This is a genomic window from Variovorax paradoxus (genome assembly GCF_030811855.1).
Classification (GTDB): Bacteria; Pseudomonadota; Gammaproteobacteria; order Burkholderiales; family Burkholderiaceae_C; genus Variovorax; species Variovorax paradoxus_L.
This window is the reverse complement of sequence record NZ_JAUSRN010000001.1, coordinates 339,719-353,861: the sequence shown is the minus strand read 5'-3', so window position 1 is coordinate 353,861 and position 14,143 is coordinate 339,719. Positions and strand designations below refer to the sequence as shown.

General features: G+C 68.4%; 11 protein-coding genes. 7 read left to right on the top strand and 4 right to left on the bottom strand.

All coding sequences use genetic code 11. The annotated features are described in order from the left end of the window. Nucleotides 1-4 precede the first annotated feature (4 nt). Nucleotides 5-1,213 carry an efflux RND transporter periplasmic adaptor subunit gene (locus J2X92_RS01865; protein ID WP_307572934.1) on the bottom strand — a complete coding sequence of 403 codons (1,209 nt, stop codon included), beginning with the start codon at nucleotides 1,211-1,213 and terminating at the stop codon, nucleotides 5-7. A gap of 50 nt (nucleotides 1,214-1,263) precedes the next feature. On the opposite strand from J2X92_RS01865, the gene J2X92_RS01860 reads away from it, so the two are divergent. Then, on the top strand, nucleotides 1,264-1,977 hold the full coding sequence (locus J2X92_RS01860) for a TetR/AcrR family transcriptional regulator (protein WP_307572932.1): 714 nt from the start codon (nucleotides 1,264-1,266) through the stop codon (nucleotides 1,975-1,977). 54 nt (nucleotides 1,978-2,031) lie between these two features. Further along, nucleotides 2,032-3,414, top strand: a complete 1,383-nt coding sequence (gene baeS / locus J2X92_RS01855; protein WP_307572930.1) for a sensor histidine kinase efflux regulator BaeS — start codon at nucleotides 2,032-2,034, stop codon at nucleotides 3,412-3,414. 187 nt (nucleotides 3,415-3,601) lie between these two features. Here baeS and J2X92_RS01850 read toward each other — a convergent pair whose 3' ends face one another. Further along, a complete protein-coding gene (locus J2X92_RS01850) occupies nucleotides 3,602-4,591 on the bottom strand; it encodes a tripartite tricarboxylate transporter substrate binding protein (RefSeq protein WP_307572928.1) in 990 nt (329 codons plus the stop codon). 158 nt (nucleotides 4,592-4,749) lie between these two features. On the opposite strand from J2X92_RS01850, the gene J2X92_RS01845 reads away from it, so the two are divergent. The 5 genes from J2X92_RS01845 to J2X92_RS01825 all read left to right on the top strand — a co-directional run bounded on the left by J2X92_RS01845 (nucleotide 4,750) and on the right by J2X92_RS01825 (nucleotide 12,240). Then, the gene (locus J2X92_RS01845; RefSeq protein ID WP_307572926.1) at nucleotides 4,750-6,969 is read left to right on the top strand and encodes a rhodanese-like domain-containing protein; all 2,220 of its coding nucleotides are present in this window, start codon (nucleotides 4,750-4,752) and stop codon (nucleotides 6,967-6,969) included. A gap of 10 nt (nucleotides 6,970-6,979) precedes the next feature. After that, nucleotides 6,980-8,374, top strand: a complete 1,395-nt coding sequence (locus J2X92_RS01840; protein WP_307572924.1) for an MFS transporter — start codon at nucleotides 6,980-6,982, stop codon at nucleotides 8,372-8,374. A 150-nt stretch (nucleotides 8,375-8,524) separates the two neighbouring features. Further along, nucleotides 8,525-9,508: an ABC transporter permease gene (locus tag J2X92_RS01835; protein ID WP_307572922.1), complete on the top strand. Its 984-nt coding sequence runs from the start codon at nucleotides 8,525-8,527 to the stop codon at nucleotides 9,506-9,508. 31 nt (nucleotides 9,509-9,539) lie between these two features. Next, on the top strand, nucleotides 9,540-10,508 hold the full coding sequence (locus J2X92_RS01830) for an ABC transporter permease (protein WP_373424766.1): 969 nt from the start codon (nucleotides 9,540-9,542) through the stop codon (nucleotides 10,506-10,508). Nucleotide 10,509: 1 nt separating this feature from the next. Continuing rightward, on the top strand, nucleotides 10,510-12,240 hold the full coding sequence (locus J2X92_RS01825) for an ABC transporter ATP-binding protein (RefSeq protein ID WP_307572920.1): 1,731 nt from the start codon (nucleotides 10,510-10,512) through the stop codon (nucleotides 12,238-12,240). Nucleotides 12,241-12,289: 49 nt separating this feature from the next. Here the strand turns inward: J2X92_RS01825 and metC are convergent, their stop codons facing one another. Both metC and J2X92_RS01815 read right to left on the bottom strand, forming a co-directional pair. Continuing rightward, nucleotides 12,290-13,495, bottom strand: a complete 1,206-nt coding sequence (gene metC, locus J2X92_RS01820) for a cystathionine beta-lyase (RefSeq protein WP_307572918.1) — start codon at nucleotides 13,493-13,495, stop codon at nucleotides 12,290-12,292. After that, nucleotides 13,492-14,130: a cysteine dioxygenase family protein gene (locus tag J2X92_RS01815; protein WP_307572916.1), complete on the bottom strand. Its 639-nt coding sequence runs from the start codon at nucleotides 14,128-14,130 to the stop codon at nucleotides 13,492-13,494. Before J2X92_RS01815 ends, metC begins: the two co-directional genes overlap by 4 nt. Nucleotides 14,131-14,143: the final 13 nt, after the last annotated feature.

The following is a 14,143-nucleotide window of genomic DNA, read 5'->3' as shown; positions in this document are numbered from 1 at the left end:
TCGATCAGTTTGCCGTGCTGCCGGAGCCGGACGGGGCGGCCTTGGCCGTTTCGGTGGCCGCCTTGGGCTTGGGGGTCCATTGCATCGTCTTCACTTCGACGCCCTGCGCCGCGCGCTGCTGGCCGTCCACCACCAGCTTGTCGCCGGCCTGCAGGCCGCTGCGCACCAGCCACTGGTCGCCGATGGCGCGTTCGGTCTCGAGCGCGCGCCGCTGCAGCTTGTGCTGGGCGTCCACCACGTAGGCCACCGGCTTGCCGGCGCCGTCGCGCGACACCGCCTGCTGCGGCACCATGAGCGCCTGTTCCTTCACGCCTTCCTGTAACACGGCGCGCACGTACATGCCAGGCAAGAGATCGGCGTTGGGGTTGGGGAACACCGCGCGCAGCGTGATGGCGCCGGTGTTCTGGTCCACGGTGACGTCCGAGAACTCGAGCTTGCCTTCGAGCGGGTACGTACTGCCGTCTTCCAGCATCAGTTGCACCCGGGCGGCATTCGCTCCGCTTTTTTGCAGGTCGCCGCGGGCCATGGCCTGTTTGAGTTGAAGCATCGCGGCACTGGGTTGCGTCACGTCGACATAGATCGGGTCGAGCTGCTGGATGGTCGCGAGTGCCGTCGACTGGCTGGCCGTGACCAGCGCGCCGGGCGTGACCGTCGACTTGCCGATGCGGCCCGAGATCGGCGCATCGATGCGCGCGTAGGCGAGGTTGATGCGGCTTGTCTCGACATTGGCCTTGGCCGCAGCAACGTCGGCCTCGCCTTGCTGCAGCGAGGCTGCGGCATCGTCGTAGTCCTGCTGGCTCACCGCCTTGATGGCCACGAGCTCTTTGTAGCGCTCGGCCTTCAGCCGCGTGGTGACCAGGCTGGCCTGCACCTTGGCAAGCGCGGCGACGTTACTGTCGTAGGTTGCCTTGTACGTGGCGGGATCGATCTCGTAGAGCGCCTCGCCGGCCTTCACGTCGCTGCCTTCGCGGAACTTGCGGGCCTTCACGATGCCGCCGACCTGCGGGCGCACGTCAGCGATGAGGAAGGGCACGGTGCGCCCGGGCAACTCGGTCGTGATGGCGATGCGTTGCGGCTGCACCGTGACCACGCCGACCTCGGGCGTGCCGGGCGCCGGCGGCGGGCCGCCCGGCGGCTTGCCGCAAGCGACAAGCATGCAGGTGGACGCGAGGGCCGCGGCAAACGTCAGGCCATAGGTGAAAGGGGGGCGCATCGCGATTCTCCTGAAGAAGGGGCCGGGCGGTGGGGCCGGCCATGGGTTAAATGGACAGCGCTGTACTGAAATGTATTTTGACTTCCAACGAGTTGTCAATCAATAATGATCACCTGTGTACAGAAATAAAGAGAAACGAGATGCGAGTCAAAACCGAAGCCAAGCGCGACGCCATCGTCCAGGTGGCGTCGGAAGTCTTCAGGGAACTGGGGTTCGAAGGCGCCTCGATGGTGGAAATTGCCGCTCGCGTCGGCGGTTCGAGGGCAACGCTCTACGGGTACTTCAAGTCCAAGGAGGAACTGTTCGTTGCCGTGATCCACGCCTCGGCGAAAATCCACTTCGAGCCGATCTTCACGGCGCTGGCCGAGGAGGGCGATGAAGACCTCGCGCGCGTGCTGCAACGTTTCGGCGAGAAGGTCCTGGCCGCGATGTGTTCGCAAGAGGTCATCCAGGCGCACAGGGCCGTGATCGCCGAATCCGGCCGCAGCGACATCGGGCGGCTCTTCTTCGAGGGAGGCCCCAAGAAGGGCGTTGCCGAACTGGCGGGTTTCCTGGAACGGCAGATGCGCAAGGGCCGCCTGCGAACGTCCGAACCCACCACGGCGGCACACCACCTGATGGCGCTGCTGGACTCGGAAACCGTCAGGCCGAGTCTGTTGGGCATCCAAGGCCCGCTGACCCGCAGGGAACTGCGGGAGGCGACGCGCCGCGCGGTGCAGGTGTTCCTGGGCGGCTACGCCTCAGCCACCCAACCCGCGGGATAACGGCGGCCCGAGCTGCTCCCATGCATGCGGTCCGATCGCAAGCCTCCCGCTCTCATGAAATTCGGCATCCGGGCAAAGCTCTTTTTGTTCGTTCTGCTGGCCTGCGCTGCCGTGGTCTTGGTGCAGGCCATCGCCATGCGGCTCGTGATGGAGCGCGGCTTCCTGGGCTATCTCGACCAGCAAAGCCGCACGCGGATGGAAGAGATCGTTCCACGCCTGGAGCAGGCCTATGCCATTCGCGGCAGCTGGGACTTCCTGCGTTCCGACTTCCGGGAGTGGGTGAACCTGGTGTTGCCCTTTCTCCAGGAAGCGAAGGGTGATCCTGCGCCTCGGGTGGCGGCTTCCGATCAGACCGGTGCCCTGGCACGCGTGGGCCTGCTGGATGCGCAGATGCGCCGCGTGACCGGCAATCCGGACATCGATGCCCATTCGATCCGCGTCCCCGTCATCGTCGAGGGGCGGACAGTGGGCTGGGTCGCGACGGTGCCGTTCGAGGCAGTGCTTCCGAAGAACGACAAGCGCTTTCTCGAACATCAGTTCACCGCCTTGACGATGGTCGGACTCGGATCGCTTCTCGTGGCGGCTTTGCTCACTCTCATCCTCGCGCGCACGCTGCTGCGGCGGGTTCGAGACATGGCCCGGGCCACGCATCGCCTGGCCGCCGGAGACTTCGCATCGCGCATTGCGGATGGCGCTCACGACGAACTCGGCGCGCTGGCGCGTGACTTCAACCACATGGCCCAGACGCTGGAGCATGCCGATCGCGCACGGCGGGGCTTCATGGCGGATATCTCCCATGAACTGCGGACGCCGCTCGCGGTACTGCGCGCGCAACTCGAGGCCATCCAGGACGGCATCCGTTCGTCCACGATCCAGTCGACCAACGCCATGCACATGGAGGTCGAGCGGCTCGGCAAGCTGGTCAACGACCTGCACGACCTGTCGCTGAGCGACGTCGGCGCCATGGCGTACCGGCGGGTTCCCGTCGATGTGGGCACGGTGCTCCTGGCGGCGGCCGAGAGCATGCGGCAGCGGCTTGATGCGGCGTCGCTGCAACTGGTACTGCAGATTGCAGAGGAGCCGCTGATTTGCAGTGGCGACGAGGCACGCCTGCATCAGTTGTTCGGCAATCTGCTCGAGAATTCGCGCCGCTATACGGACGGCGCCGGCATGGTCCGCGTGGGCTGCACCCGCCACGGCGCCGCCGCGCTCATCCTCATCGAAGACAGCGCGCCCGGCGTGCCCGACGACAAGCTGGAGAAGCTGTTCGAGCGCTTCTACCGCGTCGAACAGTCGCGCAACCGCGCGACCGGCGGCAGCGGCCTGGGATTGGCGATCTGCCGCAACATTGTGCAGGCCCATGAAGGGCGCATCACGGCCTTGGCGTCGCAGTGGGGCGGACTTCGCATTGCGATTGAACTGCCGCTGACCCGGTGATGCGTGTGCCTGGCCGAGAGGTGACGGTTCTGATTCGCGCCAGCAATGCCAAAGAAGAAAGACGGATTGGCGTATGCGGATTCCGTGCTCGACGAGTCGCTCTACGCCGGGGCCATCTGGCAGGCGGGCGCGCAGCAGCTCGCGGCTTGAACGTAGGGGGGTGTCGGAGCCGGCGCACGCCGGTATGTCAGCGGAGCGTGATGCCGGCGGTCTGGATGGTCTTGGCGTAGCGCACGCGATCGGCAGCGAGGGTGCGCGCCATGTCGGAGGGCGTGCCGCCTGCGACCTTGAAGCCCATGTCCTCGAGCTTCGCCCGCGTCTCCGGTGCGGAGATCACGGCCTGGATGTCGCGGTTGATCTTTGCCACCACCGCGGCCGGCGTCCCGGCGGGCGCGAAGTACCCCTGCCAGCTCTCCACGGCAAAACCCGGCAGGCCGGCCTCGGCCATGGTCGGCACATCGGGCAGAGCGCTCGAGCGGTACGCGGTTGTCACGGCCAGCGCGCGCAGTTTGCCGGCACGCACGTGGTCGGTGACCGCGGCCAGCGTGATCAGCGTGGCATCCACATGGCCGGCGAGCACGTCGAGGGTGGCGGGGCCGCCGCCGGAGTAGGGGATGTAGTTCACCTGCGCGCCGGTGTCCTGCGCGATCATTTCGTGCGCTACGTGGGCGATGCCGCCGTTGCCGGGCAGGCCGAGACTGATCGACTGCGGCTGCGCCTTTGCGCGAGCCAGGTAGCCGCGGAAGTCGTTGATGCCGGTCCTCGGGTTGACCACGAGGATCTGCGGATTCACCACCGCCTTGATCACCGGCGTGAAGGCCTTCTGCCCGTCGTAAGGGAGGCGCTCGAAAAGAATGGCGTTGAGCGTCAGGCCCTCGCCCTGCTGCAGCAGCGTGTGGCCGTCGGCCGTTGCCTTGGCCACGCGCGCGGCGCCGATGGTGCCGCTGGCGCCGGCCAGGTTCTCGACCACCACCGGCTGGCCCCAGCGTTCGGTCAGGCGTTCGGCGATGAGCCGCGTGAGCTTGTCGGCGCTGCCGCCGGCGGCCACGGGCACCACGATGTGCACCGGCTTCGACGGGAATCCGGCCCCCTCGTCGGCAGCAGCGGCGGCGAAGGGGTGAAGGCTTGCAAGGGCCAGGGCGCTTAGCAGCAAGCCGCGGCGACGCGCAGGGGGCATGAGGAATGTGTGCATCAGGCGGCGCAATCTAGAGGCGCGCCCGCTCCGGGCCAACGAAGCAAACCGGATATGCGTAGTCGAAAAACTTCGTTGGTCCCGCGGAGTCCGCTGCGTAGGCTGTCCGCAGCCCTGTTTTCTTCTCTTGCCTGAAAGCCCCCATGAGCCTTAGCGAACTGTCCGTCGAAACCGCGGGAAACGATGTCGCCAGCGACCGCGCGCGCGCCGTCGAAGCCTTCCTCGCGCAGGTCCGAAGCCTGCTGCTTCCTGGCGCCGCCGCCTCCCACGACACGCTGCAGCCCGTGGCCGATGCGCTGATCCGGCTGGGTCAGCGTCGCGCGCTGTTTCCGGCCGCTCACTTCCCGGTCGATGCCGAGCACCCCGCGCAGGTCTACCGGCTGGCCGAGGACGCCGACGGCGGATTCGTGCTGTACCTGTCGGCCGGCGTGGCAGGCAAGGCCCAGCCGCCGCACGACCACACAACCTGGGCGGTGATCGCCGGCGTGGAGGGCAACGAACGCAACGAGCTCTACCGCCGCGAGAAGACGGGCGATCCCGCGCGCGACGCGCTGGTGCACCAGCGCACCGTTGACGTGGCTTCCGGAAGCGCCGTCGTGCTGCTGCCCGACGACGTGCACACCATCGAGCTGGTCGGCGGCCAGGACGGGCGCCACCTGCACTTCTATGGCCGTGCGCTCGAGCTGCTCGACAAGCGCGTGGTATTCGAAGGCGCGGAGGGCGGCAGCTACCGCCATTTCGCGGCGCCAAAGAACATTCGCCACCCGGCGATCACGCCGCAGGCACTGAAGGCGGCCCTGTCCGATGGCGAGGAGATCGCGCTGCTCGACGTGCGCGAGGCCGGCGTCTTCGTGCGCAGCCACATCCTGCTCGCGGCCTCGGCGCCGCTGTGGCGGCTTGAAGTGCTGATCGACCGCCTCGTGCCGCGCCGCAGCACCCGCATCGTGCTGACCGATGCCGACGAAGCGCTCGCGCACCAGGCGGCCGCCAAGCTCGTGCGTCTGGGCTGGCGCAACGTGTCGGTGCTGGCCGGCGGAACGCAGGGGTGGGCCGCCGCCGGCTATGAACTGTTCAGCGGCAGCAACGTGCCGAGCAAGGCCTTCGGCGAGGTCATCGAGCACCAGAAGCACACGCCCTGGATCTCGGTCGACGAACTGCACGAGCGCGTGGAGCGCGGCGACGACATCGTCGTGGTCGACAGCCGCACGCCGGAGGAATTTGCCGACTTCAGCCTGCCGTTTGCCCACAGCCTGCCGGGCGCCGAGCTGGTCTACCGCATCCAGGAGCTCGCGCCCCGGCCAGAGACGCTGGTGGTGGTCAACTGCGCCGGCCGCACGCGCAGCATCGTGGGCGCGCAGACGCTCATCGACGCGGGAATTCCCAACCCGGTGGTTTCGCTGAAGGACGGCACCATGGCTTGGCTGCTGGCGGGTCGCAAGCTCAGCCACGGCCGTGCTGCGCCGTTGCCCGAACCGGGCGAACACGCGCGGCAGGCGGCCCGTGGCCGTGCCGAGAGCGTGGCGGCGCGCGCAGGCGTGCGCCGTATCGACGCGGCCACGTTGGCGCGCTTCGAAGCCGAGTCCGACGAGCGCTCGCTCTACCGCTTCGACGTGCGCACGCGCCAGGAGTACGAGGCCGGGCACCTCGAAGGCTGGCGTTGGGCGCCCGGCGGCCAGCTGGTGCAGGCCACCGACGAATACGTGGGCACCCGCCGCGCCCGCATTGTGCTGGCCGACTGGGACGGCGTGCGCGCGCTGACCACCGGCGCATGGCTCGCGCAGCTGGGCGGCCACGAGGTGTTCGTGCTTTCGCCGCCGGCCTTGCCGGTGCTGGTGCTCGGCCCCGAACCTGTGCGCGTGCTGCCGTTGCGCGCGCCCGCGCCAGAGATTGCGCCGCGCGAAGCCGCCGCCGCCCTCGAGGCCGGCACCGCCATCGTGTTCGATGTGGAGCGCCGTGCAGCGTACGAGCGCCGGCATGTCGCGGGTGCGCGGTTCGCGGTGCCGGACCGGCTGCAGGAGTTCACCGCCGACCTGCCCGTATCGCAGCGCATCGTGCTCACCTCGTCGGACGGCGTGCTCGCGCGCATCGTGGCGGCGGAGTTGGGCGCGCGCATCGCCCGCGAGGTCCACGCGCTCGCGGGCGGCACACAGGCCTGGGCTGCCGCGCGCCTGCCCACGGGCAGCGGCCCGGAAGGCGTGCTGACGGGCGATGACGACCATTGGTACAGCCCCTATGCACACGCCGATCTTCTCAAACGTGACGCCGGCTTCAAGCAATACCTGGACTGGGAGGTAGGCCTCGTAGCACAGCTCGAACGTGAGGGCGACGTGGGCATTCGCCTCGTCGAGCCGGCCGCGGCCTGAACGGGGCCGAGTGGGCACCGCATCGGAAGATCTGCGGAGCATCCCAGCGCCGCCATGGGCTGGCGCACGCAGCACCGGCATTGGCTGGACCCTGGCCGCAACGAGCTTCGGCTTCGTCGTGGTGCAGCTCGACGTGACCATCGTGAACGTGGCAATGCCGCAGATCGGCAAGGATCTCGGCGCCGGCGCGACCGGCCTGCAATGGATCGTCGACGCCTACACGCTGGCCTTCGCCGCGCTATTGCTCACGGCCGGCTCCTTTGCCGACCGCTTCGGTAGCCGGCGCGTCTTCAGCCTCGGGTTGGTGCTTTTCGGGCTGGCCTCGCTGGCCTGCGCGCTCGCACCTTCCATCGGCGTGTTGATCGCGGCGCGCGCGGCGCAGGGCATTGGCGCCGCATTGATCCTGCCTACTTCGCTCTCGCTGCTCTCGCATGCCTGTGCCGGCGACGCGGCGGCCAGGACACATGCCATCGGATGGTGGAGCGCCATCGGCGGCGTGGTGAGTGCCGCCGGGCCGGTGGTCGGCGGCGCACTCACGAGCGGCCTCGGGTGGCGCGCAATCTTCTTCGTGAACCTGCCGATCTGCGCCGTCGGGCTGTGGACGGCCGGCCGCCACGTTGCCGACACGGTGCGCGTGGCCGCGCAGCGGGTGGACGCCGCCGGGCAGGTGCTGGCCATCCTCGCGCTTTTCTTTCTCACGCATTCGGTGATCGAGGCCGGCGTGCAGGGCTGGGCCGCGGCACCCGTGCTGTGGGGTTTTGCCGTGGCGGCGGTGGTCATCGCCGCATTCGTGTTCACCGAATCACGCGTAGCGGAGCCGATGATTCCGCTCGGGCTGTTCCGCAACCGTGCCTTTTCGGCATCGGTGGTGCTGGGTGTGGTCATGAACCTCACCTTCTACGGATTGATCTTCGTGCTGAGCCTGTACTTCCAGAACGCCAAGGGCTACACGCCGACCCAGGCCGGCTTCGCCTTGCTGCCGTTCGTGGTGATCATGCTGGCGAACCTCGCGAGCGGGCGCCTGGCAAGGCGCTACTCGCCCCGGGTCCCGGTGATCGCTGGCTTGCTGCTCCTCGCCCTGAGTTCGGCGCTGCTGCACGGCATCGACGAGACCACGCCCTACCTGCGCATCCTTCCCAGTCTCCTCCTGATGGCCATCGGCGCCGGCATTGCCACGCCGGCACTGATCTCGCGCACGCTCGCGAGCGTGGAGCCTGCGCGCTCGGCGACCGCATCGGCCATCCTTGGTGCCGCGCGCCAGGTCGGCAGCGCCGTCGGCATCGCGCTGTTCGGCGCGCTGGTCTCGGGGGTGCCGGCGCAGCTGGCGGCGGGGGCGTCGGTCTCGTTCGACCTGTCGACGCTGTTCAGGCTCGCGGGCGTGCTGCTCGCGGTGGTGTGCCTGTGAAAGCTTCTTCCGGCCAGAGTCCTCAGACGCCCATGTGGCCACCGAAGCAAACCGCATATCCGTAGAAGAAAAACTTCCTTCGCCGCACGGGCCCGCCCCGCATACGCTGCAAGCCCATCGACCGCTTTCACCACACCTCCAACAACTCCCATGAACCTGCGCAGCGCAAGCCGCACGCTGGCACGCACGGCCTGGCAGGCCGTGCCGACCATCGTCGGTGTGATCCTTCTCAATTTCGTGCTGATGCAGTGGATCCCGGGCGACGCCGCCGACGTGGTGGCCGCCGAATCCGGCTCCGCCACGGCCGAGAGCATGGCGCAGCTGCGCAGCCACTTCGGGCTCGATCTGCCCGTGCTGCACCAGCTGGGCGCCTATCTCGACAACCTCGCGCATTTCAGCCTCGGCACTTCGCCGCGCTACAACATGCCGGTGGCGTCGCTGATCGGCGCGCGGCTGGGCAACACGCTGCTGCTGATGGTCACGGCCCTGGCCTTCGCCCTGGCCATCGGCATTGCGCTGGGCACCGTCATGGCCACCCGCGTGGGCCGCTGGCAGGACCGCACGCTCTCGGTGCTGGCGCTGCTCCTGTACTCCACGCCGGGCTTCTGGCTCGGCCTGATGGCCATCGTGCTGTTCTCGGTGCACCTGGGGTGGCTGCCCACCGGCGGCAGCGAGAGCATCGGCGCGGGCTACACCGGCTGGACGCATGCACTCGACGTGGCGCGCCACCTCGTGCTGCCAGCGCTGGCCATGTCGGGTTTCTACATCGCGATCTTCTCGCGCCTCACGCGCGCCGCGATGCTGGAGGTGGCGCGGCAGGACTTCGTTCGCACCGCCGAGGCCAAAGGCCTGCATCCGTGGACCGTCAATTTGCACCATGTGCTGCGCAACGCGCTGATCCCCGTCACCACCGTCGCAGGCATGCATTTCGGCACGCTGCTGGGCGGCGCGGTGGTGGTTGAGACGGTGTTCAGCTGGCCCGGCCTCGGGCGGCTGGCCTTCGATTCGGTGGCGGGCCGCGACTACACGGTGCTGCTGGGTGTGCTGCTGATGTCCTCGCTGCTGGTCATCGTGGCCAACATGCTGGTCGACCTGCTACATGCCTGGCTTGATCCTCGCATCCAGGTGCGCTGAATTCATCTCAGATTTTTGATCGCGATTTCCGATGTCCACTCCGTTCCTCCTCGATTCCGCCATTGGGCAACCGGCAGCGCCGGCTCCGGTCGCCGCACGCCGCGCACCGGCAGTGGCAGTGGCAGTGGCCGCGAAATCCGCTGTCGACGTCGAGCCGCTCTCCAGCCGCCACGCTGCGCTGCGAGCCTTCGGGCGCAACCCGGCCGCCGCGGCGGGCGCGGTGCTGTTGGCCTTCATGCTCGTGCTAGCGCTCGCCGCGCCGTTGCTGTACCCCGGTGACCCCCTCGACATGGTGGCGCCGCCGCTGCTTTGGCCGGGGCAGGACGCGGCCTATCCGCTCGGCAGCGATTCACTCGGCCGCGACGTGATTGCCGGCATTGCGCACGGCGCTCGCATCTCGCTCGCGGTGGGAGTGGTGGCGGCCACGCTGAGCCTGTTGATCGGCGTGCTCGTGGGGGCCTCGGCCGGCTATTTCGGCGGCCGCATCGACGACGTGCTGGTGCGCATCACCGAGCTGTTCCAGACCGTGCCTTCGTTCCTGTTCGTGATCGTGGTGGTCGCGATCGGCCAGCCTTCGGTGCCGGTGATCGTGTTCGCCATCGGGCTCGCGTCGTGGCCGGTGATCGCCCGGCTGGTGCGCGCCGAGTTCCGCACGCTGCGCGAGACCGAGTTCGTGCTGGCCGCGCGCAGCCAGGGCTTCGGCCACGCGCGCATCATCTTCCAGGAGATATTGCCCAATGCGCTGCCCCCCGTGATCGTGACCACCTCGGTGCTGGTGGCGAGCGCCATCCTCATCGAATCGGCGCTGTCCTTCCTTGGCATGGGCGACCCCAACGCCGTGTCGTGGGGCAGCATGATCGGGCAGGGGCGCGAACTGCTGCGCACCGCCTGGTATCTCACCGCATTGCCGGGCGCGGCCATCGTGCTCACGGTGCTGGCGCTCAACCTCGTGGGGGACGGGCTCAACGACGCGTTCAACCCACGGCTGAGGGGGCGTTGAGATGACGCTCGAACAATTGCAAGCCACGCCGCCGCTGCTCGATGTGCGCGGCCTCGATGTCTTCTTCCACGGCTCGAACGGCCCGATCCAGGCCGTTAGCGGGCTGGACCTGACGCTGCAGCGCGGCGAAACGCTGGCCCTCGTCGGCGAGTCGGGCTGCGGCAAGTCGACCACCGCGCTGGCACTGCTGCGGCTGCTGGCACCCGGCGCGGTGCTGCGCGGAAACATTCACTTCGATGGACGCGACATCCTCGCGCTGCCGGAGGCCCGGCTGCGCGAAGTGCGTGGCCGCGAGATCGCGATGATCTTCCAGGAGCCGATGACTTCGCTGAACCCGGTGCACACCATCGGCGCGCAGATCGAGGAAACGCTTCGCCGCCACGAAAAGCTCTCCGCCGTCGCCGCGCGCAAGCGGGCCATCGAGCTGCTCGACCTCGTGCGTATTCCCGAGCCGCACCGGCGCATCGACGATCATCCGCACAACCTCTCGGGCGGCCAGCGCCAGCGCGTGATGATCGCAATGGCCGTGGCCTGCAAGCCGCGCCTGCTGGTGGCGGACGAGCCCACCACCGCGCTGGACGTCACCATCCAGGCCCAGATCCTAGCGCTGCTCGACGGCCTGCGCCGCGAGCTCGACATGGCGTTGCTGCTGATCACGCACGACCTCGGCCTGGTTGTCCAGTGGGCCGACCGTGTTGCCGTGATGTATGGCGGACAGAAGGTCGAGGAGGCGCCCACCTCCAGGCTCTTTGCCGCACCATCGCATGCCTACACGCAGGGCCTGCTCGGCGCGTCGCTCCATGCCGGCAGTACGCTGCACTACGCCGATGCGCGGGTGCCCGAAATACAGGCCCGGCTCGACCCCGCCACCGGCGTGCGCGACTTCACGCTCCATGTGCCCCGACCCGCGTCGAAAGTGCGGGCCTTGCGCGTGCGCGGCCCAGCCGGCGAGCCGCTGCTGTCGGTGCGGGACCTGCGCACCGACTACCCCCAGCGCGGCGGCGGCGTGCTGCACGCGGTCGACGGCGTCTCCTTCGATATCCGCGCGGGCGAAACCGTGGGCCTGGTGGGTGAGTCGGGCTGTGGCAAGTCGACGCTGTCGCGCACGCTGCTGCGGCTGGTGAAGCCGGCCTCCGGCCGCATCGTGTTCGACGGCACCGACATCGCGCCACTGCCGGAAAGAGCGCTGAAGCCCTGGCGGCGGCGCGTGCAGATGGTGTTCCAGGACCCGTACGCGTCGTTGAATCCGCGCCGCAGCGTGTTCGACATCATTGAATCGGTGCTCAAGGTGCATGGCGTGTCGGACCGCGCGGAACGGGGCAACCGGATCGCCGCCATCCTGGAGCGCGTGGGCCTGCCCGCCGATGCTGGGCGGCGCTTTCCCAACGAGTTCTCGGGCGGCCAGCGCCAGCGCATCGGCATTGCGCGCGCACTCGTGCTGCGGCCTTCGCTGGTGGTGCTCGACGAACCTGTGTCGGCGCTCGACGTCTCGGTGCAGGCGCAGATCCTGAATCTGCTGGTGGAGCTGAAGGAGGACTTCGGGCTCTCGTACCTGTTCATTTCGCACGACCTTTCGGTGGTGCGCTACATCGCCGACCAAGTGATGGTGATGAGCAAGGGAAAAATCGTCGAGGTCGGCAGCCATCGGGATATCTGGGATCGGCCGCAGCATCCCTATACGCGCAGCTTGATTGCGGCAGTGCCGGGGGCGCAGCAACGCAAGGCGGCCTGAGCCACCGTCCGGCGGCACCTCGACCAGAGGTCAAGGGCGTGAGAAGGTGTCAAAGCGCCGGTGCAGCGGCGGCAAAGGCTTGCGCCAGGTCGGCGATCAGATCCTGCGGATCCTCGAGCCCGATGTGCAGCCGCACGACCGGCGCGTCGCCGGTCCACTGCCGGTGCTCGCGCAACCGCTCGGGCTGAGCGGCCAGCGCAAGGCTTTCGTAGCCGCCCCACGAGGCGCCGATGCCGAAGAGCGCGAGCGCATCAACGAAGGCGTTGGCGGTGGCCGGCGTGGCATGGCGGAATTCGAAGGAGACCAGGCCGCTCGCACCGCTGAAATCGCGCTTCCACAGCGCATGGCCGGGGTCGGTGGGCAGCGCCGGGTAGAAGACACGCGACACCTGCGGCTGCTGCTGCAGGAATTCAGCCACCGCCGTGGCATTGCGCTGGTGCTGCGCCAGCCGAACCGGCAGGGTGCGCAGGCCGCGCAGCGAGAGGTAGGCATCGTCGGCGCCGATGGTCAGGCCCAGCGCCTCATAGGCGGTCGAGAGCTTTGCGGCCAGCGCCGGGCTGTCGACCACCACGATGCCCTGCATCAGGTCGGAATGGCCCGAGATGTACTTGGTGGCCGCCTGGATCGAGATGTTGGCGCCCAGCGCAAGCGGCCGATGGAACCAGCCGCCGCTCCAGGTGTTGTCGGTCGCCACGATCACGCCGCGGTCGCGCGCAACGGCGCTCAGCGCGGGCAGATCCAGGACCTCGTAGAGCAGCGAGCTCGGCGATTCGAGGTACAGCAGCCTCGTATTCGGCCGCAGCAGGCTGGCCAAGTCGTCGTGCGTCGGCGAGAAATACTCGATCGTGATGCCCAGCCGCTGGAGCAGCGTGCTGTCGACTCGGCGCAGCGGCGCATACACGCCGTCGGCCACCAGTGCATGGTCGCCGGGAGAGAGCAGCGCGAACAGCACCAGCGTGATCGCCGACAGGCCCGAAGGCGTGAGGAAGGCGCGGTGCCCGCCTTCAAGGCCCACCACCGCGTCTTCGAGTGCGCGGTGGGTGTCCAGGCCATGGCGGCCGTAGGAGGCCACGCGTTCGCCCGCCGCGCGGCGGTGGTGGTGGTCGGCATGGGCGGCCGTGTTCTCGAAGCGCACGGTGCTTGTGCGCACCACAGGAACGTTGACCGGCCCCGCGCCGTCGCGCAGCGCGGGGGCGCCCGCATGCAGCAATCGGGTGGCTGAGCGCAGGTTTGCTGCTGAAGCTTTCGCGCTCATGCCACCGCCTTGCCCGGCTTGAGCTGCGTGGCGTTGTAGTTCACGACCGCACCGGTTTCCAGATTCACACCGATGCGCTGCGAAAGGGTTTCGAGCGGACGGCCATACAGGTGGAAATGCAGCGTGGGCCTGTCGCCGATCACGTGGATGCTGTGCAGGTCGTCGGGCAGGAAGGCGATCGGCGTGCCGGGCTGCACCGTCACTTGTCGCGCGATCGCCAGCCGCGCCACCGCCGGGTCGCTGCCGTCGTCGGTGCGGCGGTAGATGCGGTTCTCCTCCTGCCCCTGGACAGCGACGATGGCGGCCCAGGTCGTGTGGTTGTGCGGAATCGACGTCTTTCCCGGATTGATGGAGTTCAGATAGAGCGCCAGGTCCTCGTTGCCGTCCTCGGGATTCAGTCGGTAGCGCGTGGAGGCGCCCACGCCTTCGGTGACAGCCGGTTGCGGAAAATCGGCGCTGGTGAACAGTTCGGCCAGTCCCGCGAGTTTTTCGAGGCGCGCCGTGATGCGCCCAAGAACGGCGCGATCGAGGGGTTGCGTGTTCGCGATGCGGCGGATGTCGGTCAGGGCCTGGTCGACCGCGACGCGGCGCTGGGCGGCTAATGCAGTGCCAGAGAGGCGGTGAGATGTGTTCATGGCTTCAGGGGAG

Excerpts from the sequence above, each read along its gene's own strand:
- J2X92_RS01865 (WP_307572934.1), bottom strand. The coding sequence starts at position 1,213 with ATGCGCCCCCCTTTCACCTATGGCCTGACGTTTGCCGCGGCCCTCGCG.
- J2X92_RS01860 (WP_307572932.1), top strand. The coding sequence starts at position 1,264 with ATGGACAGCGCTGTACTGAAATGTATTTTGACTTCCAACGAGTTGTCA.
- baeS (WP_307572930.1), top strand. The coding sequence starts at position 2,032 with ATGAAATTCGGCATCCGGGCAAAGCTCTTTTTGTTCGTTCTGCTGGCC.
- J2X92_RS01850 (WP_307572928.1), bottom strand. The coding sequence starts at position 4,591 with ATGCCCCCTGCGCGTCGCCGCGGCTTGCTGCTAAGCGCCCTGGCCCTT.
- J2X92_RS01845 (WP_307572926.1), top strand. The coding sequence starts at position 4,750 with ATGAGCCTTAGCGAACTGTCCGTCGAAACCGCGGGAAACGATGTCGCC.
- J2X92_RS01835 (WP_307572922.1), top strand. The coding sequence starts at position 8,525 with ATGAACCTGCGCAGCGCAAGCCGCACGCTGGCACGCACGGCCTGGCAG.
- J2X92_RS01830 (WP_373424766.1), top strand. The coding sequence starts at position 9,540 with ATGTCCACTCCGTTCCTCCTCGATTCCGCCATTGGGCAACCGGCAGCG.
- J2X92_RS01825 (WP_307572920.1), top strand. The coding sequence starts at position 10,510 with ATGACGCTCGAACAATTGCAAGCCACGCCGCCGCTGCTCGATGTGCGC.
- metC (WP_307572918.1), bottom strand. The coding sequence starts at position 13,495 with ATGAGCGCGAAAGCTTCAGCAGCAAACCTGCGCTCAGCCACCCGATTG.
- J2X92_RS01815 (WP_307572916.1), bottom strand. The coding sequence starts at position 14,130 with ATGAACACATCTCACCGCCTCTCTGGCACTGCATTAGCCGCCCAGCGC.